This is a genomic window from Streptomyces sp. NPDC001970 (genome assembly GCF_053594115.1).
In genome coordinates, this window is record NZ_JBSFDW010000030.1 from 27,238 (window position 1) to 47,770 (window position 20,533).

At 71.7% G+C, this 20,533-nt stretch carries 20 protein-coding genes and 2 pseudogenes; 11 read left to right on the forward strand and 11 right to left on the reverse strand.

The annotated features are described in order from the left end of the window. Nucleotides 1-73: 73 nt before the first annotated feature. Nucleotides 74-1,129: a mechanosensitive ion channel family protein gene (locus ACWCP0_RS29895; RefSeq protein ID WP_451081948.1), complete on the reverse strand. Its 1,056-nt coding sequence runs from the start codon at nt 1,127-1,129 to the stop codon at nt 74-76. Between the two features lie 262 nt (nt 1,130-1,391). Between ACWCP0_RS29895 and ACWCP0_RS29900 the strand changes: the two genes are divergently transcribed. Then, nucleotides 1,392-1,928 carry an HNH endonuclease gene (locus ACWCP0_RS29900; protein WP_451081884.1) on the forward strand — a complete coding sequence of 179 codons (537 nt, stop codon included), beginning with the start codon at nt 1,392-1,394 and terminating at the stop codon, nt 1,926-1,928. Nucleotides 1,929-2,147: 219 nt separating this feature from the next. Here the strand turns inward: ACWCP0_RS29900 and ACWCP0_RS29905 are convergent, their stop codons facing one another. Together ACWCP0_RS29905 and ACWCP0_RS29910 are read right to left on the reverse strand one after the other, a co-directional pair. Further along, nucleotides 2,148-3,773, reverse strand: coding sequence for an IS4 family transposase (locus ACWCP0_RS29905; protein WP_451081949.1), 1,626 nt, complete (start codon nt 3,771-3,773; stop codon nt 2,148-2,150). Between the two features lie 628 nt (nt 3,774-4,401). Then, nucleotides 4,402-7,389 carry a beta-N-acetylglucosaminidase domain-containing protein gene (locus ACWCP0_RS29910; protein ID WP_451081885.1) on the reverse strand — a complete coding sequence of 996 codons (2,988 nt, stop codon included), beginning with the start codon at nt 7,387-7,389 and terminating at the stop codon, nt 4,402-4,404. A 242-nt stretch (nt 7,390-7,631) separates the two neighbouring features. Between ACWCP0_RS29910 and ACWCP0_RS29915 the strand changes: the two genes are divergently transcribed. From ACWCP0_RS29915 to ACWCP0_RS29930, 4 genes and pseudogenes are all read left to right on the forward strand, one after another. Then, the gene (locus ACWCP0_RS29915) at nt 7,632-7,838 is read left to right on the forward strand and encodes a hypothetical protein (RefSeq protein ID WP_451081886.1); all 207 of its coding nucleotides are present in this window, start codon (nt 7,632-7,634) and stop codon (nt 7,836-7,838) included. Continuing rightward, nucleotides 7,839-9,959, forward strand: coding sequence for a 4-alpha-glucanotransferase (gene malQ, locus ACWCP0_RS29920; RefSeq protein WP_451081887.1), 2,121 nt, complete (start codon nt 7,839-7,841; stop codon nt 9,957-9,959). It abuts the gene before it with no gap. A 199-nt stretch (nt 9,960-10,158) separates the two neighbouring features. Next, nucleotides 10,159-10,389 (forward strand): hypothetical protein, encoded by a 231-nt coding sequence (locus ACWCP0_RS29925; protein ID WP_451081888.1) that lies wholly within the window; start codon nt 10,159-10,161, stop codon nt 10,387-10,389. 323 nt (nt 10,390-10,712) lie between these two features. After that, nucleotides 10,713-11,199 (forward strand): annotated as a pseudogene (locus ACWCP0_RS29930) (DMT family transporter); the annotation flags it as partial. A 38-nt stretch (nt 11,200-11,237) separates the two neighbouring features. Here ACWCP0_RS29930 and ACWCP0_RS29935 read toward each other — a convergent pair. From ACWCP0_RS29935 to ACWCP0_RS29945, 3 genes are all read right to left on the reverse strand, one after another. Beyond that, on the reverse strand, nt 11,238-12,461 hold the full coding sequence (locus ACWCP0_RS29935) for a S8 family peptidase (protein WP_451081889.1): 1,224 nt from the start codon (nt 12,459-12,461) through the stop codon (nt 11,238-11,240). A gap of 121 nt (nt 12,462-12,582) precedes the next feature. Beyond that, a complete protein-coding gene (locus tag ACWCP0_RS29940; RefSeq protein WP_451081890.1) occupies nt 12,583-12,801 on the reverse strand; it encodes a hypothetical protein in 219 nt (72 codons plus the stop codon). A 5-nt stretch (nt 12,802-12,806) separates the two neighbouring features. Beyond that, nucleotides 12,807-12,998: a hypothetical protein gene (locus ACWCP0_RS29945; RefSeq protein WP_451081891.1), complete on the reverse strand. Its 192-nt coding sequence runs from the start codon at nt 12,996-12,998 to the stop codon at nt 12,807-12,809. A gap of 115 nt (nt 12,999-13,113) precedes the next feature. On the opposite strand from ACWCP0_RS29945, the gene ACWCP0_RS29950 reads away from it, so the two are divergent. From ACWCP0_RS29950 to ACWCP0_RS29960, 3 genes are read left to right on the forward strand one after another with little or no spacing between them, the layout of a single operon-like run. Beyond that, entirely contained in the window at nt 13,114-13,968 is an 855-nt protein-coding gene (locus ACWCP0_RS29950; RefSeq protein WP_451081892.1) for a helix-turn-helix domain-containing protein, read from the forward strand. Then, entirely contained in the window at nt 13,941-14,156 is a 216-nt protein-coding gene (locus ACWCP0_RS29955; protein WP_451081893.1) for a DUF397 domain-containing protein, read from the forward strand. Before ACWCP0_RS29950 ends, ACWCP0_RS29955 begins: the two co-directional genes overlap by 28 nt. Nucleotides 14,157-14,166: 10 nt before the next feature. Next, the gene (locus ACWCP0_RS29960; RefSeq protein ID WP_451081894.1) at nt 14,167-14,577 is read left to right on the forward strand and encodes a PPOX class F420-dependent oxidoreductase; all 411 of its coding nucleotides are present in this window, start codon (nt 14,167-14,169) and stop codon (nt 14,575-14,577) included. Nucleotides 14,578-14,669: 92 nt separating this feature from the next. Here ACWCP0_RS29960 and ACWCP0_RS29965 read toward each other — a convergent pair whose 3' ends face one another. Beyond that, on the reverse strand, nt 14,670-15,209 hold the full coding sequence (locus tag ACWCP0_RS29965; RefSeq protein WP_451081895.1) for a TetR/AcrR family transcriptional regulator: 540 nt from the start codon (nt 15,207-15,209) through the stop codon (nt 14,670-14,672). On the opposite strand from ACWCP0_RS29965, the pseudogene ACWCP0_RS29970 reads away from it, so the two are divergent. The 3 genes and pseudogenes from ACWCP0_RS29970 to ACWCP0_RS29980 form a co-directional block, all read left to right on the forward strand. Beyond that, nucleotides 15,127-15,504, forward strand: a pseudogene (locus tag ACWCP0_RS29970) (LysR substrate-binding domain-containing protein); the annotation flags it as partial. The gene ACWCP0_RS29965 and the pseudogene ACWCP0_RS29970 overlap by 83 nt on opposite strands. 211 nt (nt 15,505-15,715) lie before the next feature. Further along, nucleotides 15,716-16,603: an SAM-dependent methyltransferase gene (locus ACWCP0_RS29975; RefSeq protein WP_451081896.1), complete on the forward strand. Its 888-nt coding sequence runs from the start codon at nt 15,716-15,718 to the stop codon at nt 16,601-16,603. Nucleotides 16,604-16,605: 2 nt separating this feature from the next. Next, nucleotides 16,606-17,706 (forward strand): terpene synthase family protein, encoded by a 1,101-nt coding sequence (locus tag ACWCP0_RS29980; RefSeq protein WP_451081897.1) that lies wholly within the window; start codon nt 16,606-16,608, stop codon nt 17,704-17,706. A gap of 72 nt (nt 17,707-17,778) precedes the next feature. Here the strand turns inward: ACWCP0_RS29980 and ACWCP0_RS29985 are convergent, their stop codons facing one another. Genes ACWCP0_RS29985 through ACWCP0_RS30000 form a run of 4 tightly spaced genes read right to left on the reverse strand, consistent with a single transcriptional unit; the run spans nt 17,779 to nt 20,528 of the window. Further along, complete coding sequence (locus ACWCP0_RS29985) at nt 17,779-19,188, reverse strand: cytochrome P450 (RefSeq protein WP_451081898.1); 1,410 nt, start codon at nt 19,186-19,188, stop codon at nt 17,779-17,781. Then, nucleotides 19,185-19,805, reverse strand: coding sequence for a GTP-binding protein (locus ACWCP0_RS29990; protein ID WP_451081899.1), 621 nt, complete (start codon nt 19,803-19,805; stop codon nt 19,185-19,187). Before ACWCP0_RS29990 ends, ACWCP0_RS29985 begins: the two co-directional genes overlap by 4 nt. After that, entirely contained in the window at nt 19,786-20,145 is a 360-nt protein-coding gene (locus tag ACWCP0_RS29995; RefSeq protein ID WP_351227647.1) for a DUF742 domain-containing protein, read from the reverse strand. Before ACWCP0_RS29995 ends, ACWCP0_RS29990 begins: the two co-directional genes overlap by 20 nt. Continuing rightward, nucleotides 20,142-20,528 carry a roadblock/LC7 domain-containing protein gene (locus ACWCP0_RS30000; protein ID WP_451081950.1) on the reverse strand — a complete coding sequence of 129 codons (387 nt, stop codon included), beginning with the start codon at nt 20,526-20,528 and terminating at the stop codon, nt 20,142-20,144. The genes ACWCP0_RS29995 and ACWCP0_RS30000 overlap by 4 nt, the downstream gene beginning before the upstream one ends. Between the last annotated feature and the right edge of the window lie 5 nt (nt 20,529-20,533).

The window sequence follows — 20,533 nt, forward strand, 5'->3', positions numbered from 1 at the left end:
TGCTGTTGCAGGATTGTGTACCTGCTATTCGGATTGTGAGTGCGTGCCGACGTTACGCACTCACCGCTCCGGACTACTTCGACATGTTCGTCGGGGGAGTTATCGGGGACGCCGCCACCGACTGCGGCGAGGTGTTCGAGGCGTAGGCCGACGGGGCCGCCATGCCCGCCGTCGGGTCCTTGGCCGGCTGCTCGCCGTCGGCCTGGAGCGGCAGGCCACCGACGATCCGGATGCCCTCCTCGTCGAAGGCGCGCTTGATCCGCCAGCGCAGCTCGCGCTCCACGCCGAGCGCCTTGCCCGGCATCGTCTTCGCGGAGACCGAGACGGTCATCTGGTCCAACAGCAGCTCGGTCAGGCCCAGCACCTCGACCGGGCCCCACAGGTGCTCGTTCCAGGGCTCGTCCTTGGTCATCGTCGCGGCGGCCTCCTCGATGACCGTACGGACGCGGTCCAGATCCTCGGTCGGACGCACGTTCACATCCACCGAAGCGGTCGCCCAGCCCTGGCTCAGGTTGCCGACCCGCTTGACCTCGCCGTTGCGGACGTACCAGATCTCGCCGTTGTCACCGCGCAGCTTCGTCACCCGCAGACCGACCTCGACCACCTCGCCCGAGGCCACGCCGACGTCGATCGAGTCGCCGACGCCGTACTGGTCCTCAAGGATCATGAACACCCCGGACAGGAAGTCCGTGACCAGGTTCCGGGCGCCGAAACCGAGTGCCACGCCCGCCACGCCGGCCGAGGCGAGCAGCGGCGCGAGCTCGATGTTCAGCGCGCCGAGGACCATCAGGCCCGCCGTGCCGAGGATCACGAACGAGGAGACCGACCGCAGCACCGAACCGATCGCCTCGGACCGCTGACGGCGCCGCTCGGCGTTCACCAGAAGACCGCCGAGGGCCGTGCCCTCGACTGCCTGGGCGCTGCGGTTCATGCGCTCTATCAGCTTCGTGAGCGCACGCCGTACGGCGATCCGCAGCAGCACCGCGATCACCACGATGAGGAGGATGCGCAGGCCGACGCTCAGCCAGGTGGACCAGTTCTCCTCGACCCAGCCTGCGGCGTTGGTGGCCTTCTCCGTGGCCTTGTCGAGGGTGACGGGCGGGTCGGACGGACCGGCGGCCAGGAACACGGCGGATACCTCCAGGGCGTGCGTGGGCGGTCCCACCACACTAACGGGGCACACCTCCCGTCCCGGCCGCTCTGTCCGAGGGAGAGACGGCCCTCACCGGGGCATTCTCCGGATGGACGGACGTGGGCGTGTGGTCGACCGCACACAAAATCCCTCCGGCCCGTTACGGGGACGTAGTGGCGCCACGACCAGGCAGGAGGAGAGACTGGGAGCAGATCGTCCCGGCGCGAGCCACGCGTCGCCGGCGTACAAGGAGGCATCCGTGCCGCATGTCCTGGTCCTCAACGCGTCGTACGAGCCGCTCGGCGTCGTACCGCTCCACCGCGCGCTCGTCCTCGTCCTCGAGAACAAGGCCATCTGTCTCGAGGAGTCCGGCGCCTTCATGCACAGTGCGACCCGAGTGATCCCCGCGCCCAGCGTGGTGAGACTCAAGCGCTTCGTGCGGGTCCCCTACCGGGGGCCCGTTCCTCTGACCCGACGCGCGCTGTTCGCGCGTGACGGTGGCCGCTGCATGTACTGCGGTGGCGTCGCAACCAGCGTCGACCACGTCATTCCGCGCAGTCGCGGTGGTCAGCACGCCTGGGACAACGTGGTGGCGGCCTGCCGCCGCTGCAACCACGTCAAGGCCGACCGGCACCTGCGCGAGCTGGGCTGGCGGCTGCGGCATCAACCCGCTCCGCCGAGCGGCCTGGCCTGGCGCATCATCGGGACCGGGCATAGGGACCCGCGCTGGCTGCCGTACTTGCAGCCGTACGGCGCGGACGACGCGATGGCCCGGATCGACGGCATCTCAGCCTGATGATCCGGGCTTTTGTACGGCCCGGGCCCGCCGTGCGACCACCGCCGCCGGGGCCCGGGCCTGCGTGCCCGGGTGCCCGGGTGCGCGTGTGGGCCCCCCGGCCCCGCGGCCACCGACGTCCCGGCCCGGGGTCCGTGCCCGTGTGCGACCGGGTGGGTGGTTGTGCCCACCCACCCCCATAGCCCTTCGGGCATGGGAGGTACCCCCAAGGCCGGGTAGTTAGCGCTTGGGCCGAGGGCGCAAGGCAGCGGTCCTCGTCGGGGCGGCTGCCGCGTAGCGGCCCGTTCGGATTCTTCTGATCAGTCCTCTTTCGGTCCAGCGAGCAAGTTGTCGATAGGTGGTGACGAGGGTGACGTCACCAAGGAGCTCGGCGATCTCTCTGGCCTGCCACTGCCGCTCGGGCTCTGCCCGCAGCACGGCGAGGACGCGTGTCATGCGGTGGCCGGCCTGGCCGGCGCCGACGTACTCCCGGATCATTGTGGTCGGCAGCGCGGTCGGAGAGGGCGGAGGTTGTAGGAGGGTAATCGTCACGGAGGTCACGGTCCGGCTCCCGTCGGGGCGGCCGTCCATCTTCCTTTCCGCATAGCGCGAGATGGGCGACTTCACCTTCCTGGTACTGACGCGAGGCCGACGCTCCGGCGACAGCGCCGACAGAACTCGCCGTCCGATCGCCCCGATCCCCTGCTCGACGATTCCTTCCGCACGTACCAGCAGATCACGGGCTGTTTGGAGAGCAATCGTGAAGCCACAGCGGTCGGGGTCGGTCCCCGGCCGGGACTCCGCCGCCTCGACCATGGCCCGACGCAACAGCTGGTAGAGGGTCAGCAGGGACCACATCTCCTGCTCGACACCGACCGGGTCGCACGAACGCAGGACTCGCCCCCGCAGGACGGTGTGACGCAGGGCGTAGTAGGCGCTCTCGTGCTCCGAGCGTTCGTGATAGAGGCGCACGAGACGGTCGGCGGGGTAGCGCTGGGCATCCAGCAGTGTGGTCACCAGCCGGTAGGAGCCGTCGAAGCCGCTGCCGTCCGTGCAGGCGACACGCACCTGGGCCTCGATAATGCGCACGGCGACACCGCCGATGACCGAGAGATACGAGGAGTCCGCGAGAGATTCCAGGACCGGCGGGCGGCGGCGCTGGCTGATGCGGCCGACGACGCGTGCGCCGGTGGCGTGCACGGCGGCGAGGAAGTCGTTGCCGTCGAAGCCCCGGTCCCACAGCACCAGCATCTCGGGGCTCAGGTGATGCAATAGTCGGGTGGCGTAGGAGGTTTCGCCTTCACGAGTGGGGCCGAACACTGCACCGATCACCGCGCGCGTCCCGGTCTCGACCAGCGTCATCAACTCGATCTGGGGATAGCCGCCGTGCGGGCACCGCCCCAGCCAACCCCGGTTGCGTTCGCTGTCGGGCGTCTTGATCGAGCTGCAGCCGTCGAAGGAGACCGTGCGGTAAGGACCGAAGCGCACTCCCGGCGTCCGTGGTTGAGCCAGCGCCCCAGCCACTACCTCGAAGAGGGCTTTCATCGGGGCGCAGCCCACTCGGCGGCGCAGATCGCGCAGACCCTTCGCACTGGGGGCAGGCAGGACGCCGCCGGTCCCGGAGGTCAACTTGTCCCACACCAGCCGGTATCCGACCTCCGGAAACAGGCACATCGCCACCAGGAAGTACACCCCGACCCGGGACGGCAGGTCCCGCAGCCGATGCTGGACCGCACGGGTCTCCTCCAGAACGGCATCCACCAATTCGAAGGGCAGAAATGGGGTCAAACCACCCAGATGCCCGGCAGCGAACCTCCCGGCGGCCACGGCAACCGTACGGGTGATGGCCGTCACCGGGACGGGCAGGACATGATGAGACGGCAACGGAGCTCCTCGGGTACAAGCTGTCTTGGTCGACTGCCTGTACCAACGAGCTCCGTTGCTCTACGCCGGGCCCACCTTCAACGGGTTTGCATGACCTGTGGAAACGTTAACTACCCGGCCTTGGAGGTACCCCCGCCCCCTGGGACTTCGTCCTGGCGGACTCTGGTGTCACCCCTCCAGGATTTCGTCAAAGCGGACTCTGGGGGCACCTCCCAGGCGAAGCTCGGGGGGAGGAACGGCTGCCCACGAGCCACCAGCAGGACGGCAGCGCGAAGAACCCCTGACGGGCCACCCGCCCACCGTGCTCAGCCAACCGGGCCGGCCCCCGAGGGGGGACGCGTAGGGGTCGTGTTCCGGACGTGAGGGCGCCCGCAGTCCGCGCGGAGCGCGGCGAGGACCGACAGCCGGGACACGAGCCCCGGAGCGGACCCCGACGGCAACCGCACGGCACCGGGTGACCCCGTGACACCCAGAGCCCGTTGGGGGCACCTCCCAGGCGAAGCTCTGGGGGAGTTCGAGGACGGACACACCGGGCGCCGGCGCGGCACCGGGTCACCCCGCACCCCGCCCGGCCGCCGCGGCGCCGGGCAGCCGCGGGGGTCCGAGGGCGTCAGCCCCCGGTTATCGCATATGCCTCCACCGACCACAACGAGTACCCGTACTGCGTCGCGCGCGCATCCCCCTGCACCCGGACGAACCGCGTGCCGGGCGCGTCCATCCGCACCGTCTCGCGGTCGCCCCGCCCGTCCCGGACCGTCGCCGCCGTCCGCCACACGCGCCCGTCCGCGGACACCTGGATGCGGTACCTCGCGGCGTGCGCGTCCTGCCAGTGCAGGACGACCTGCCCGACCCGCGCCGGAGCCGCGAGCTCCGCCTGCCACCAGGCGCCGTCCTCCGCCGGCGAGGACCACCGCGTACCGGGGTCGCCGTCCGTCGCCGCGGACGCGGGGAAGTCGGGGGTCTCGTCCCCGGACGAGGACGCGGACCCGGTCCGGAGCAGATCCGGCCCGCCCGTCTTCGGGTACGCCCGTACCGTCAGGGTGCGCTCCTCGCCGCCGAAGGTGAACGGCACCTGGTACTCGCCCGCCGGCGTCCCCGGCGGCACGGTGACCTCGACCGGCACGGCCGTGCGCGTACCCCGTGGCACCCGCACCTCCTTCGGCACCGCCACCGTGATGCCCTTGGGCGCCTTCGCGGTGAGCGCGCCCCGCACCTCGTCGGGCCGCTGCGCCGCGACGTACGCCTCGGTCCGCTGCGGGCCGCCGCCGATCGGCGCGTCCAGCTCGCCCCGTACGAGTGCCAGCCGGGCCTGCGGCTCGTCCGCGAACCACGGAACGAGTCCCCGCACCGGCGGCGCCGCCGCGCCCGACCACACGATCCGGACCGCGTCCGCCTGCAGCCCGGCCGTGCGGGCCTGGGTCCAGCCGGACGCGGCGAGCGGGCCGACGTGCCGCCACCCCTCGCCCGGCACATGCGCCTCCAGCGCCCCGGCGGAGCCGTCCGCGCCCGGCTCGGTCATCGCGGTGACCGCCTCGACGGGCCGGGCCCGGTCCAGATGCACCGTGTACACGGAGGCGGTACGGCTCACCGACCCGGCCTTGCGGTCCGCGCCCGTCCATGCCGCGGACTCCTTCGCCGCCCGGTCGAGGAACGGGTCGAGCACGCCCTTGCCGACCGTGACCTGCTGCCCGCCGATCGCCGCGCGCAGCGGCGCCATGGCCAGCGAGGCCCGCCACGCCGCCTCGCCGTCACCACGGGCCTGCGCCTGCAGCATGTCGACGGCGAGCTCGCCGGCCTCTCCGTACCGCGCCAACTGGTCCAGCCACGGCCCCACTTCGGCGTCCAGGCCGGCGAGCCGCCGCGGCGCCTCGCGCATCACCGTGAACGCCGCCCGCAGCCGCCGCGCGGCCTCGTCACGCGCGGGCGCTTCGGCCGTGGTCCGGGACCGCCAGAACCCGGCCAGCAGCGGTCGCAGATACGCGGACTCGTGCGGGCTGAGGATCGACGAGGCGTGGTTCCCGGCGAGCGCGCCGAGCGCCTCCCGGGTCTTCGCGGCGTCGTCCGCGTCGCCGCCCGTGACACCCCCCGAGTCGCCGCCCGCGACGCCCTCCGAGTCCGCGCCCGCGACACCGCCCGCGAGGTCCGCTATCGCCGCCTCCCAGGACTCCTGCGGTCGGTACCCCTTCGGGTTCCAGGCGTAGTCGGCGGCGGTGAAGAGGGGGATGCGCGACGCCGTCGCCTGCTCCATCGCGTTGGCGAGCAGCGCCGCCGAGCCGGTCGCGACGGCCGGCTCACGGCCCGTGTAGGGGCCGAGGAAGATACGGTCCTGGGCGTAGTCGTTGACCGGGTAGTTGTCCATGGTGACCAGCGGGTGCCAGAAGACCGCGCGCGCCCCGGCCAGTTCCCGCCCGGTGATCGTGCGCGGTACGACGCCCACACCGGTCCAGGCGACCTGGACCCGCGCGTCGAGCCGCGCGGCGAGCTCCTGCCGGTACTCGGTGGCGCCGTCCTGGTAGTACTCCGTCGGCATGAGCGTGAGCGGGGCGGCGCCGGGGTGGCGCTCGGCGAGATGCACGGCCAGCTCCCCGGCGAGCCGCGCCTGAGCGGCCGCGGCGGCCTCCGGGCCCGAGCCGAAGGTGTCCGCGTCCCGGTCGCAGTGCCACTCGCTGTAGCTGACGTCCTGGAACTGCAGCTGGAAGGCGCGCACCCCGAGCGCCCACATCGCGTCGACCTTGCGCTTGAGCGCCTTGATGTCGTCGTCGGACGCCAGACACATGGACTGCGCGGGCGCGACGGCCCAGGCGAGCGTCACATGGTTGCGGCGGGCCCGGTCGGCCAGCTCACGGAACTCGGCGCGCTGGTCGGCGGGGTACGGCTCACGCCAGCGGGCCTGCCGGAACGGGTCGTCGCCGGGAGCGTAGAGATAGCGGTTCTGCTTGGTGCGGCCCATGAAGTCGATCTGCGCCAGCCGCTGTTCCCGGCTCCACGGCTGTCCGTAGAAGCCTTCCGTCATGCCGCGCACGGCCGTGCCGGGCCAGTCGCGCACGACGGCCCCGGCGACCGCGCCGTTCCTGGTCAGCTGCCGGAGCGTCTGCACGCCGTGGAAGAGCCCGTCGTCGCCGACGCCGTCCAGGGCGACGGTGTCCCGGCCCGCGACGCGGCCCACGGCGGCGCGGTAGCCGCCCGCGGGCAGATCGGCGCGCTCGGGCGCGCGCAGGGCGCGCAGGGCGTCCTGTGCGGCGGTGCCGCCGAGAAGGACCAGCGGTCCGCGGCCGGGAAGCGTGGTGTGGACCGTCCGCACCCCGGCGGCGCGCAGCACGGCGCGGGCCGCTTCGGCGGCGTACGGGTCGCTGTCGGGGTCCACGAGGAGAGTCACCTCCTCGCCGAGCGGCACGGCGGGCCCGGCGGCCCTGAGCGTCTGCGGCCGCGGCCAGACGGGCGGCAGGGCCGCGACGCCCTCGCGGTCCGGCACGGTGGTGGCGGTGGGCGCGGCGGGTTCGCCGGGCGCGGCGACGGCGCCGGGAGCGGTTCCGAGAAGCCCGCCGATGACGGCGACGGCGACGGCGGTCGCCGTCTGCTTGCTGCGTCCGAACCGCACGTACGGCTCCCCTCGCTCGCCCGCTGCCCCGTCGAAACGCACCGAGCCCACCACCCGTGTGGTGAACGTGTCAATGCGAGCGCCTGTTGTGTCCCCTTTGCCTATCGGCGCGCGAAGGCCGCTCAACTCCCGTACGTGGAGCAGAATGTGACACGGAACACGTTGACGAGAGGCGTACGTCTGCGGCCGTGCCTGCTGGGTAGGGCTGCTATGTCCTGTTGCCCACCCTTAGGAGGCCACCTGTGGCCGCTTCCGCGCAGCTTCTGCTCTCCGCCCTGTCCAAACAGGTGCCGGGCCCCGATCTGGTGCCGGGCCCGCTGACCAGCGAGCCGCCCCTCGCCGACGCCGCACCCCTGACCAGCGAGCCGCCGCTCGCCGACGCCGCCCCCCTCACCAGCGAACCCACCGCCCCCGGCACGGCCGGCGGCACGGAGTCCCCAGGAGTCTGAATGGGCCTGGCCCGCCTGGCCGCGCTGCACGGTGTCGCCACCACCCACTCGCCGTCGGCGGGCGTCACCCTTCCTGTTCCCGACACCACCGTCGTCTCGGTCCTCGCCGCGCTGGACGTGGACGCATCGACCCCGGAGGCGGTCCGGTCGGCCCTCACCGCTGCCGAGAGCGCCGCCGAGGACCGGCTGCTCCCCGCGACGGTGGTGCTCTGGCTCCCGGCGCCGAAGCCGCCCGTGGCCCTCCCGCACGGCACGCGGGTGCGGGTGCGTCTGGAGGGCGGCGGCACCCGGGAGTGGCGCGAGCCGGCGTCGCAGCGCTCCGGTGCCGCCAAGACCTCCGGCACCGTGTCGCTTCCGGCCGCGCCCGCCGGATGGGCCCAACTGCCCTTCGGAGTCCACCGGTTGGACGTGCGCACGGCCGACGAGCGGAAGGCGCGCGCCACGCTCGTCGTCGCGCCCGAGGCCGTGGCCCGGCCCGAGGGCCGGGTGCACGGGTTCCTGGTCCAGCTCTACTCGCTGCTGTCCGGGCGTTCGTGGGGCATGGGGGACCTCGGGGACCTCGCCGAGCTGGCCGCCTGGGCCGGCAGGGCGCTCGGGGCCGGCTTCGTCCAGGTGAACCCGCTGCACGCGGCGGTGCCGGGCGCGCCGACCGATCCGTCCCCGTACCGGCCGAGCTCGCGCCGCTTCCCCGATCCCGTCCATCTGCGGATCGAGGACATCCCCGAGTACGCGTACGTCACCGGCCAGGACCGTGTCCGGCTCGACGCGCTCGTGGAGAAGGCCGCCGGACTGCGGACCTCCGTCCTCGACAAGGGCGCGCTCATCGACCGTGACGCCGTGTGGGAGCTCAAGCTCCAGGCACTCGAGCTCGTGCAGCGCGTCGCGCCCGGGCCCGGTCGGCGCGCCGAGTACTGCGATTTCCTCGCCGCGCAGGGCCAGGCGCTCGACGACCACGCGACCTGGTGCGCCCTCGCCGAGGTGTACGGCTCCGACTGGCACGCGTGGCCCGCCGCGCTGCGCGACCCGCGCTCCGCGGAGACCTCGCGGGCCCGGGGCGAGCTGATGGACCGGGTCGACTTCCACTGCCGGCTCGCCTGGCTGACCGACGAGCAGCTGGCCGCCGCATCGAGCGCCGCCCGCGCCGCCGGAATGGGGGTCGGCATCGTCCACGACCTCGCCGTCGGGGTGCACCCGGGCGGCGCGGACGCCTGGGCGCAGCAGGACGCCTTCGCCGCGGGCATGTCGGTCGGCGCGCCACCGGACGCCTTCAACGCGCGAGGCCAGGACTGGGGCCTGCCCCCGTGGCGCCCGGACGTCCTCGCCGCCTCGGGCTACGCCCCGTACCGCGGGCTGCTCCGCGGTCTCCTCCGCCACGCCGGCGCGCTGCGCCTCGACCATGTCATGGGGCTGTTCCGCCTCTGGTGGGTGCCGAGCGGCGCCGAGCCGACCGAGGGCACGTACGTCCGGTACGACGCGGAGGCCATGCTCGCCGTACTCGTCCTGGAGGCCCACCGCGCGGGCGCCGTCGTCATAGGAGAGGACCTCGGCACCGTCGAGCCCGGCGTGCGCGAGGCCCTCTCGCGCCGCGGGGTGCTCGGCACGTCCGTGCTGTGGTTCGAGCGCGACTGGGCCGGCACGGGCCGCCCGCTGCCCCCGGAGAGCTGGCGCGATGGTTGTGTGGCGACCGCGACCACGCATGATCTGCCGTCCACCGCGGCCCGCCTCACCGGCGAGCACGTCGCGCTGCGCCACCGGCTCGGCCTGCTCACGCGGTCGCTGGAGCTGGAGCGTACGGAGGACTCCGCGGAGGTCGCCGAGTGGCTCGCGTATCTGACCAGGCTCGGGCTGCTGCCGGAGGGCACGGGTGCGGAGGAGGGCGGGATCCGGGCGGTCTACCGCTTCCTGCTGCGCACCCCGGCCCGCATGGTCGGCGTCTGGCTGCCGGACGCGGTGGGGGACCGGCGCCCGCAGAACCTTCCGGGCACGTGGGACCAGTACCCGAACTGGCGCCTGCCCGTCGCCGACTCCGAGGGCCGCCCCCTCACCCTCGAGGACCTGGCGGCGTCCCCGCGGCTGCACGCGCTCATGGAGGTGTTCCGGGCGCGGGGGGCGCGGGGGTAGGCGGCGGTACACATCAGCCCGTTCGGTGGCGGTGCGGGGCACAGGTCACGCCCGTCCGGCAGGTGAGGACGGACGCCCCGGCTCACCCCGCGGTGCGGGCTGCACGGCGAGGGGAGAAGGGCCCGTGGGAGGCGCACCCCGGGCCCCCTACGGGCACCCCGGGCGCGCGGGGTGCAGGAGCGTTCGCTACGTTTGCACCGTGGACAAGAAGAACGCCCTGCGCGCCGGCGCCGTCGCGGCCGGTACGACGCTGATGATGCTGCTCATGTCGGCCCCCGCGCACGCGGTGATCCCCGACGACGGCGACGACCCGGGCCCCGGCCTGAGCGTGGCCGAGACGCTCGGCCTGTACGTCGCGGCGCCGATCGGTCTGTTCCTCCTCATCGCCGGTCTGGTGATGGTCCTCGACAAGTCGAAGAAGCAGGTCTGACACCTGAGGCCCAGAGCCTGACGCCGGACCCCGCAAGACGCCCGAGGGCGCCGTACGGTACGTGCACGACGCGTACCGTACGGCGCCTTCGCGCATCCTCGGGGCGCGGGCGCCGCGCGCCCTACGCCCCCGTCGACCCCAGCAGCTTCCGCAGCAGCCTCGTGAACTGCTCCGCCTCCTCCGTGTCGAGCCCCGCGCTGCACCGCGAGCCCGGCCGCCACGGCCTCGTCCACCAGCTCGCGCCCCAGGAACGATCGAAAAGATTCGACGGACCTGATTGTTCGGGCGGTGCGACGGTAGATCCCGTGACCAAGATCCCCGCCGGGGGAGAGAGGCAGGGGACGCCCGTGACCCTCTGCACCGGCGTGCTGCTGCTCGTCGGCAGGGGCTCGCTCACGAGGGACATCGGCGCCGGTGACCTCCGGGTCATGGCCGGCGCGGTCTGCTTCGGTTCGTACAGCGCACTCCTCAGGCACCGCCCGGCGGACCTCGGCGGACTCACCTTCCTCTTCAGCACCTTTGTGCTCGGCGCGCTGATGCTGCTTCCCGCGTACGGGATCAGCCCTGCAGGGCCGATTCTCGCCCACGGCGGGGTCGCCCCTCCTGTACGTCGGCGTCTTCTCCTCAGCCGTCGCCTTCTTCGCCTGGAACAAGGCCGTCGCCCTGATCGGCGCAGCCCGCGCGGGAGTTGTCTACTACCTCCATCCGGTCTGCGTGGCCCTGCTCTCCTTCGCCGTCCTCGACGAGCCCTTCGGTGCCCTGCACGCCCTGTGCCTGGTGCTGATCCTGGGCGGCGTGGCGCTGGGTGCGCGCCACGCCGGTGTCAGGCCGGGGGGGCTCGACGGGCGTCACAGCCCGCCGGTGAACAGCAGCCGGTTGGGTGAGCCCTTGGAGATGCTCTTCACCACGTTCTTGGTGCTCTGCGCGACGACCCAGTCCGAGACCGCCCGGACGTCCGCGCCCGGGTTTGCGGCCCGGTAGAGCGCGGCGACGCCGGCCACATGCGGGGCCGCCATCGACGTACCGCTCATGGCGGTGCTGCCGCCGCCCATCAGCGCGGAGACGATCTCGTCACCCGGGGCGTAGAGATCAAGGCATGTGCCGTAGTTGCTGAAGTCGGTCTCGGCGTCCGCACGGTCGGTCGCACCGACCGTGAGGGCGCTCGGCGCGCTCGCGGGCGAAATGCCGCAGGCGTCCTCGGCGGAGTTGCCCGCCGCGATCACCGGCAGGACGCCGCCCGCGAAGACCGCGTCGGCGGCGGCGTTCGCGGCGGGGGAGGTGGCGCCGCCCATCGAGGCGTTCAGGACGGCGGGCTGCTGGGCGCTCCTGGCGACCCAGTCGAGACCCGCGATGATCCCTGACCAGGCTCCCTCGCCGTTGCAGTCCAGCACACGGACGCTGACCAGGGTGGCCTGCGGCGCGACACCGTACGTCGCCCCGGCCGCCGTACCCGCCACATGGGTGCCGTGCCCCTCGCAGTCCTGCCCCCGGCGGCCGTCGCCGATCGCGTCGAATCCGAACACGGCGCGCCCGCCGAACTCGCTGTGCCCGAACTCGATGCCGGTGTCGACGACGTAGATGGTCGCCCCCTTGCCGGTGCCCGTCACCCCGTACTGCCCGTCCAGCGGGAGGCTGCGCTGGTCCGAACGGTCGAGTCCCCAGCTCGCGGCGGGGACCGCCAGGCCGGGCGTGTCGGTGCGGTGGGCGCGGCGGCTGCGGCCGGTGTCGTGGGTGGAGACCTTCGAGTCCTCCTCAACGGCGGCGACCCCGGGCGCCAGCCGCACCGCCGCCAGCTGATCCGCGCTCAGCGAGGCGGAGAACCCGCGCATGGCCCGGTTGTACGTGTACCGCGCCTTCACCCCCGCCTGCCGCGCCACCTCGGCGGGCTCGGCACCCGGCTTCAGCGACACGATGTAGCTGCCCCTGATCGGCTCGGCCGCGTGGTGCAGGGGCGCGGGGCCGGGGGCGGGCAGGTGGACGGGCCCATGGTCCTGGGCCGCGACCGTCCCCTGGGCGACGAGAGGGAGAGCAGCGAGCAGGGCGGCGGTCGCGCCGCGCGCGAACAGTCGCATGGAGACTCCAATCGGAACGATGATCATGTCACCGCTCTCTTCGACCCGGTCGCCGCCGCGCTTGAGTCACTGTCAGCCGTTCGCGTGTCCGCCTTCATCGGCTTCAGTGGCTTCGTCGGCTTCAACGGCAGATCTCACCCCGGCTGCGCGCATTCGCCCGTGCGGTCCCCGCACTGAGCCGCTCCTGCGGGCTCGCCTCCCGCAGGACCTCGGGCGGACAGTCCCACTCGACGCCCCCGGCAGGCGGTCTCAGCTGTACGTACGGCCCCATGTGCCCCATGACCTCGCCGAGCCTGGCGGTGCGGGTGTCGACGACGTACGTCCCCTTCATCGGCCTCATCGGCCTCATCGGTCCCCGCCCCGAACGACCTCGGCCAGACGCCGGGCAGTCGCCACGTTGCACCTCCCGAGCGCGACGAGCGGCACGGCCGACGCCACGTCGATGGTCAGCGAGGGGAGGGTGATCCCGGCTGCCTCCAGCGCCGCGTGCAGTTCGTTGCACACGAGCTGAGCCTCCGTGATGTCGTCGTTCGTCATGCGTACCGCCTCCGGTGGGGATTTCACGTTTCGTGTTCGCAGCGTGACGGGGCGGAGTTAGCGTGGACAGGGGTTGATCGTTGCCCAAAGGGGTCGGCAAACAGGGGGTTCGCGGATGACGACTCAGCCGGACGACGCGATTCTGTACACGACGGCGAGAGGCATGTTCGGTACGGAGCTACGCAGGCTGCGGGAGCAGGCGGGACTTTCGCTGTCGCAGCTCGGGGAGATCGCCAACTGCGACAAGACGTACCTGAGTCGCATCGAGCGTGCGGAGAAGTTCCCGAAAGAGGCGGTGGCCGAGGCGCTGGACGATGCCGTGGGGGCGGGAGGGCTCCTGAACCGGCTCTGGTACCTGGCGACCAGTGGGAGCGTGATCGACTACGTCCGGCGCTTCATGCAACTGGAAGTCCGGGCCACGAAGATGCACCAGTTCCTGTGCGACACGGTGCCCGGTCTGCTCCAGACGGAGGACTACGCGCGCAGGCTGATCGGCGAGGGCATGCCGAGCCTGTCCGAGGAGCGCATCGAAGGACTGGTCGTTGCCCGGCTGGCGAGGCAACAGCGACTGCGTCAGGAGAAGCCTCCGCTGTACTGGGCGGTGCTGGACGAGTCTGCGATCCGGCGCCCCGTCGGAAACCCCTCCGTGATGGCGGACCAGCTCGCCCGCGTTGTCCAGGCTGCCGGGCAACCCCGCGTCGTCATCCAGGTGTTGCCGTTCAGCGCGGGCGCACATGCCTCGCCAGGAGGTTCGCTTACCTTGCTGTCCTTCGCGCATGACCCAGATGTGGCCTATCTCGAAGGCAGCCACATTGGGAAGCTCGTAGAGTCGAGGGAGGACGTCGCGGAGCACTCCCTCCGCCTCGACCTGATCCGCGCCAAGGCACTATCACCCGAGGCGTCAGTCGCCTTCCTCCAGCAGGCAACCGAGGAGTACCGGCAATGCGCATCATCGACGGACACGACCTGAGCAATGCTTCCTGGCGCAAGTCGACTTACAGCAACGCCAACGGCGCCGAATGCCTAGAAGTCGCCGACCACCTCCCCCACACCGTCCCCGTCCGCGACTCCAAGAACCCCGCCGGCCCCGTCCTCCTCTTCCCCGCCCCCGCCTGGGCCGCCTTCATCGCGCACCTGCACCGCCACGAGACGGCCTAGGCTCGGCCGCATGCCGATACCGCTGAGCGCGTCCGTGCAGAAGCTCCTCGACGCCCCCGTACCCGCCGTGCTCGCCACCGTCAATCCGGACGGCAGTCCGCAGACTTCGGTGGTCTGGGTGGGCCGTGACGGTGACGTCCTGCTGATCTCCTCGCAGGCCGGCCGCCGCAAGGAGCGGAACGTGATCCGTGAGCCGAGGGTCAGTGTGACCCTGTACGACCCGGCCGACCCGCTCCGGTACGTCGAGATACGCGGCCGGGCCAGCGTCACGGAGGATGTGGGCCGCGAGTTGGCCTTCGCGCTGGCGGAGCAGTACGAGGGGCCGGACGCGGGGGCCGAGTATCTGGAGCTGCCGCCGGAGGTGGTCCGCGTGGTCATCCTGATCACACCGGAGCGGGTGCTGGGGACCGCCGCGAAGTGAGCGGCGCGGCCGGTGCCGCGTTGATCGAACCGACGCCTTCGCGGCGGCCTGTTCACACGTGCATTCTGCGCTTGGTCTGCAACCTCGGGTGTTCACAGGTGGGGGCGCAGGAGAAGTTCTCCCGCTAGGTGGATGACTTCGCGTTTGGTGCGTCCGGGATGGTCCGCGGCGATGAAGTGGCGGCCGATCGCGAGCGCGAAGGTCAGAGTGCTTCGTGCCTCGACTTCGTCGAGGTCGGCGATGAAGCTCCCGAACATGGTGCGAAGGAACTCCGTCCGAGCGTTGTCGATCCGCCGCAGTCGCGTCGCGACCGATGGGTCATGCCGAGCCCACTCACGGACCGCGAGATCAATCCGGTGGAGGTCGTCCGAGAAGGTCAGTTGGCCGGCACGCCGGATCCGTTCGGCGGGGTCCCCGCCTTCGGACTCGACCCGCTCGAGGATGTCGCCGGTGCAACGGTGTTCCCACTCGTCCAGCATCTCGGCGAGCAACGCGGGGCGGCCGTCGAAGTACCCGTAGAAGCCGCCCTTCGTCACCCCGATCTCGGCGGCCAGAGCCTCTACGCTGCGGCTGGCCGATCTGTCGGGGGAGCCGTGGATCTTCGGCGGCAGCGGCCCGTGGTCCGAGATCACCCGCGCCGCGTGCGAGGCTGCGGGCTTCGTCCCCGAGCAGGCTCACTCCGCCGCCGGCTGGACCGCGATCCTGGCCATGGTGGAGGCGGGCATGGGCGTGGCCCTCGTGCCGCGCATGGCGGCCGCGGAGCGCCGCAGCGGTGTCGCGATGCGGGTGCTCGGCGCGGACCAGCCCCGGCGGCATGTGATCGCGGCGGTGCGCAGGGGCGCGGAGGTGGGCGCTGGCGTGGCTCACGTGCTGGAGGCGCTGCGCGCGGCGGCCGCCGCCCGGTCGCAAACTTCTCAAATTTCCTGAACCCGTACCACGGTCCCGGCTCGCCGCGCAGGGGCGCCATGCGGACGCGGCTGGACGGGGCGGACACCGAGCACCGGGCAGCTGAACTGCGCCGTCCATACAAGAATTTGACGGGGCAACGAATGCTGGCGTGGGATGACTGGGGCGATCATTTTCGGGCAGAGTTGATCCGCGGTCACCCCCCCCACCAGGACGCAGACTGGAGAGCACGATGAAGAACGGCCTCGTCACGTTCGACGACACACAGGTGCCGTTGTACTACACGCGGAAGACTGCCGACATCCTGTACAAGTACGGCCCCGGACCGCGGGTCCACTTCCACATGGGGCTCTTCGCCCCCGGTGCCCTCAACACCACCGTGTCTCAGCGTGTCCTGAAACGGCGCATCGTCGCATCGCAGGAAGCCATCGTCGAGCATGCCGCACGTACGTGGGGGGCGTACGCCACCCCGCCCGCCGACGTCCTCGACATCGGCTGCGGGGTGGGCGGTGGCTCGCTCTACTGGGCGCAGGAGCACGGCTCCAGAGTCACGGGCCTCACCGTGGCGGCCGATCACGTACCTGTCATCCAGGACTTCGCCCGCCGGGCCGGTGTCGGCGACCGGGTCACACCGCTTCTCGCCGATGTCCACGACTACGCCGCCGAGCGCGCGTACGACGCGGCATACGCCAACGAGAGCTCCGGATACATGGACCGCGAGCGGCTCTTCCAGGTCGTCGCGAAAGCACTGCGGCCCGGTGGCTGGTTCGGAATCCAGGAGCACTTCATCTGCCGCCCGGAATGGACCGATTTCATCGACGGGTACTACAAGACCCGGCTCGGCACCCTCACCGAGTACATATCCGCGGGCGAGGCGGCCGGTTTCGAGTTGGAGCAGGACGAGGACGTCACCGACCGCGTCGCCGAGTTCTGGGTGCAGTCCATGGCCTGGAACACCGCGGAGCTGGAGCGTGCCGAGCGTGGCGGGGAGCCGTGGGACAGCGCATGGTCCCGCGACCGGCTCACCGAGTCGGCCCTCACCCATGGCAAGCTCTTCCGGATCTGGCGCGACCACGCCATGGAGACCCGGCTGCTGCTCTTCCGACTGGGAGGGCGCTGACCGTGATCGCCGAGCATGGCCACTCCTCCCGGATAGGCTGGGAACTCCCGTCGTTCTACTGCCCGTTCAACGAGGGACTCGTCCACCCCAAGGTTGCGGAACTGGAGCAGCGGGCCGTCGAGTGGACCGACACGTTCGGGATCTATCCCGACGCCGTCGAGCGGGCCTGGGGGCTGGCCACCCACAGCGCCGACTTCTCCTGCCGCATCATCCCGTACGGAGACGTTGAGCCGCTGCTGCTGTTCATGCAGTGGAACTACTGGGCCAACGCCGTCGACGACTGGCAGGACTCCGGATCCTCCATGATCAGTACGGCCGACATCACCGACCACAGCGTCCGGCTGGCCAGGGCCATCGAGGCGCCCGGCTCCGCCATGCTCCCGCCGGGTCCGCTGACCGCCGCGCTGGACGACCTGGTGACCCGTACGCGGGCCATGCTCACCCCCTTCCAGCTCCGCAGATTCACCGAGGGTGCCCGGGACTGGCTCTTCGGCGCCGGCTGGCAGGCAGCCAACGCCGAGCGCGGTGTCATGCCCAGCCTGAACGACTTCGCCGCGGTGGGAGCGTTGGCGAACGGAACCCGGTTCTCGCTCACCTGGTCCGACGTGGCGAACGGCATCGGACTTCCGCCGGACGTGCTGTACTCGCCGCCGGTGCAGGCCGTCACCGATGCCGCGGGCTTCATCGTCAGCGCGGACAACGACCTGTTCTCGTACAACAAGGACGACGACCAGGAGCCCTGGGAACAGAATTTGATCAACGTCCTCGCCCACCACCACAGCTGTCCGCCGCGGGAGGCGCTGCCTGCGGCCGTGGCCCTGCGGGACCGGGTGATGACGCTCTTCATCCGGCTGCGCGCCCAGCTGGCCCGGGACGCGGACGAGCAGCTCGGCCGCTATCTCGACGCCCTGGGCCACTACATCGCCGGCAGTGTCGAGTGGCAGAACCTGGCGCCGCGCTACGCCAGTCCGCGCAACCGCAATGGGCTCCCCGTCGAGGGAGCCTCCTTCGGCATCACCTACCGCGACACGCCCAGCGACCCGAGCACCGAGCCGCTGCCGCTGCCCGCACTCGCCTGGTGGTGGCGGCAGCTGGAGGAGTGAGCGCAGCAGCGCGAACACGGCGAGGGCCCGCGCCTGAGCGCGGGCCCTCGCCCGGTTACCTCGGCCGTCGGCTCACCGGCGGCTGAACCAGCGGGCCCACCAGGGCCGTCGGCGCTGTTGGCGCGGGATCCCGGCCGACGGAGCGGTCACGGCCGGCGCGGGCGCCGGGGGCACGGCCTCCGGCAGTGGCGCCGACGCGGACGGCGCCGGCTCGGCCGGGGCGGCCCCGGCCGCCACCGGACGGGGCGTGAACTTCACCGGAAGGGCCACCAGGTGCTGGAACATGAGTGAGCCGCGTCGCTGCAACTCGTGGTCGGGGACGGCCATTTCCAGATCGGGCAGCCGCGCCAGCAGAACCTCGATACCGGTGTCCGCGATGGCCCGGCCGATGTCCTGGCCAGGGCACTCGTGCGGACCGCCGCTGAACGCCAGGTGCGAGCGGTTCCCGTGCACCGGCACCGACAGGTCGGGACGGATCTCCGGATCGACGTTTCCGGCGGCCAGACCCAGCAGCAGCATGTCTCCGCTCTTGATCTGCTGCCCGCCCAGCACCGTGTCGCCGGTCGCCCAGCGGCCCAGCACGGTGTTGATCGGCGGCTCGTCCCACAGCACCTGCTCCAGTGCGTCGGGCAGGGTCATGTGTCCGCCGGACAGGCTGGCCCGGAACCGGCGGTCGGTGAGCACCATCCGCACGGTGTTGGCGATCAGGTTGGCGGTGGTCTCGAAGGCCGCGATCAGGACGACCCGGACGTGCGCGAGGACCTCCGCGTCCGTCAGGTCCGAGGAGTGCTCCAGCAGCCAGGAGGTGAGATCCCGGCCGGGGGTGGCCTTCTTGGTCTCCAGGAGCTGCTGCAGGGTGGTGGTGACGTACTGGTCGCTCTCCAGGGCCGTCTCGGTGCCACGCAGCATGTCCCGGGCCGCGCGGACGAGCCGAGGCCCGTGCTCCTCGGGCGCGCCGATGAGCTGGGTCATCACCAGCATCGGCAGCTGGGCGGAGAAGTCCTCGACCAGATCGGCGTGACCGTCCGCCACGAACGCGTCGACCAGTTGGTTGGCGAACCGGGTCACATAGCGGCGGATGCCTCGCCGGTCGAATCGCTCCAGCGATTCCATGACCGCGTCGCGCAGCCGCTCGTGCACCGGACCGTCGGTGAAGTTGCACACCGGCCCCCACGTGACCATGGGCCCCAGCGGATGGTCGGGGGCGACCCGCCCCTCGCGCATGTCGCGCCAGGTGCGAGGGTCACGGGCGAAGCGGGACGGCGTGCGCGCCACGTCCAGGTTCTCGCGGTGTCCGAGGACCAGCCAGGCCGGGAGGTCGCCGTGCACCAGGACCGGGGCGACCGCGCCGTGCTCGGCACGCAGCTTCTCGTACAGGGCCATCGGGTCGGCCTCGGCCTCGGGGCCGTACAGGCGGTGCAGCCCGTCGGGTCCGAGGCCGTGCGCCGGGCAGCCCGGCGGCGGGGTGGGGGGAGTGGTCACGATGCCTCCGGAGTTACGGCTAGGGAGTGCAGATAGCGCATCAGCGCCATCAGGACGTCTCTGCTGGAGTCGCGCCGCCGTGCGTCGCAGACGAGTATCGGTACGGACACGTGCAGATCGAGGGCTCCGCGAAGCTCCTCGAGGGAGTGCTCGGGCGCGCCGGGGAACGAGTTGACGGCCACCACGAAGGGAACGCCGCGTTCCTCCAGCCGGCCGATCACGTCGAAGCTGACCTCCAGACGGCGGGTGTCGACCAGCACCACCGCACCCAGCGCCCCTTCGAACAGACCGCGCCACAGGAACCAGAACCGTTCCTGCCCCGGTGTGCCGAAGAGGTAGAGCACCAGTTCCTTGTTGATGCTGATCCGGCCGAAGTCCATCGCCACGGTGGTCGCGGTCTTGCGCTCCACGCCCACCGTGTCGTCGACGCCGACCCCGGCCTGGGTCATCGTCTCCTCGGTGGTCAGCGGCCGGATCTCGCTCACCGAGCCGACGAGGGTCGTCTTGCCGACTCCGAACCCGCCCACGATCACCACTTTGACGGCGGCGACGGCGGTGTCCGGCAGTATGTCCTCGCGCCGGGGCCCCGCGGGCTGCTCAGAGCTTCTGAAGTCCATCGATCACTGCCTCAATCAAAGCGCGGTCGGGGAGTTGGGAGGGCGCCACGGGCGCACGTGCCAGCACCTGCTTCTCGGCCAGCAGGTCGCTGACCAGTACGGTGACGACGCTCACCGGCAGCCCGGAGTAGGCGGAGATCTCCGCCACCGAGAGCGGTGAGTGGCACATCCGTACGATCGCGGCCTGTTCCGGCTGCATGCCGGGCCTGGGCCCGGACCTGGCCACGATCAGCGTGACCAGGTCGAGAGGGGTGGGGGCGGAGGAACCACTGCGCCCGCCCGTGATGACGTAGAGGCGCTCGGGACTGGCATCCTCCCAGCCCCGGTCCTCGTTGCTCACCTGGCCTGTCCGTCATGACGCGGTGGACTGCTGAGGTGCGCTCCGATGCGGATGACCAGGTCCCGCATCCGCTGCCCCATCAGGCCGGCGTCCACTCCCTCGTCGGCGAGCACCGCGAGGAAGGCCCCGGCACCCGCCGCCATCAGATAGAAGAAGCCGCCGTCCATCTCGATGACGACGAGGCGCATCTTCCCTTCGCTGTGCGGAAGTTCGGCACCCACGGCGCCGGCGAGGCTCTGCAGTCCCGCGCAGGCGGCGGCCAGCCGGTCCGCGGTGTCGTTGTCCGAGCCGTGCTGGGCCATGCGCAGCCCGTCCGACGACAGCACGACCACGTTACGGGTCTGCGGAACTCCCTCTGCGAGGTCCTTGAGCATCCAGTCCATGTTGG

What these genes read in the sequence shown, in the direction of transcription:
- malQ (WP_451081887.1), top strand. Translation starts at nt 7,839, where the DNA reads ATGGGCCTGGCCCGCCTGGCCGCGCTGCACGGTGTCGCCACCACCCAC.
- ACWCP0_RS29935 (WP_451081889.1), bottom strand. Translation starts at nt 12,461, where the DNA reads ATGCGACTGTTCGCGCGCGGCGCGACCGCCGCCCTGCTCGCTGCTCTC.
- ACWCP0_RS29940 (WP_451081890.1), bottom strand. Translation starts at nt 12,801, where the DNA reads ATGAGGCCGATGAAGGGGACGTACGTCGTCGACACCCGCACCGCCAGG.
- ACWCP0_RS29945 (WP_451081891.1), bottom strand. Translation starts at nt 12,998, where the DNA reads ATGACGAACGACGACATCACGGAGGCTCAGCTCGTGTGCAACGAACTG.
- ACWCP0_RS29950 (WP_451081892.1), top strand. Translation starts at nt 13,114, where the DNA reads ATGACGACTCAGCCGGACGACGCGATTCTGTACACGACGGCGAGAGGC.
- ACWCP0_RS29955 (WP_451081893.1), top strand. Translation starts at nt 13,941, where the DNA reads ATGCGCATCATCGACGGACACGACCTGAGCAATGCTTCCTGGCGCAAG.
- ACWCP0_RS29960 (WP_451081894.1), top strand. Translation starts at nt 14,167, where the DNA reads ATGCCGATACCGCTGAGCGCGTCCGTGCAGAAGCTCCTCGACGCCCCC.
- ACWCP0_RS29975 (WP_451081896.1), top strand. Translation starts at nt 15,716, where the DNA reads ATGAAGAACGGCCTCGTCACGTTCGACGACACACAGGTGCCGTTGTAC.
- ACWCP0_RS29990 (WP_451081899.1), bottom strand. Translation starts at nt 19,805, where the DNA reads ATGGACTTCAGAAGCTCTGAGCAGCCCGCGGGGCCCCGGCGCGAGGAC.
- ACWCP0_RS30000 (WP_451081950.1), bottom strand. Translation starts at nt 20,528, where the DNA reads ATGGACTGGATGCTCAAGGACCTCGCAGAGGGAGTTCCGCAGACCCGT.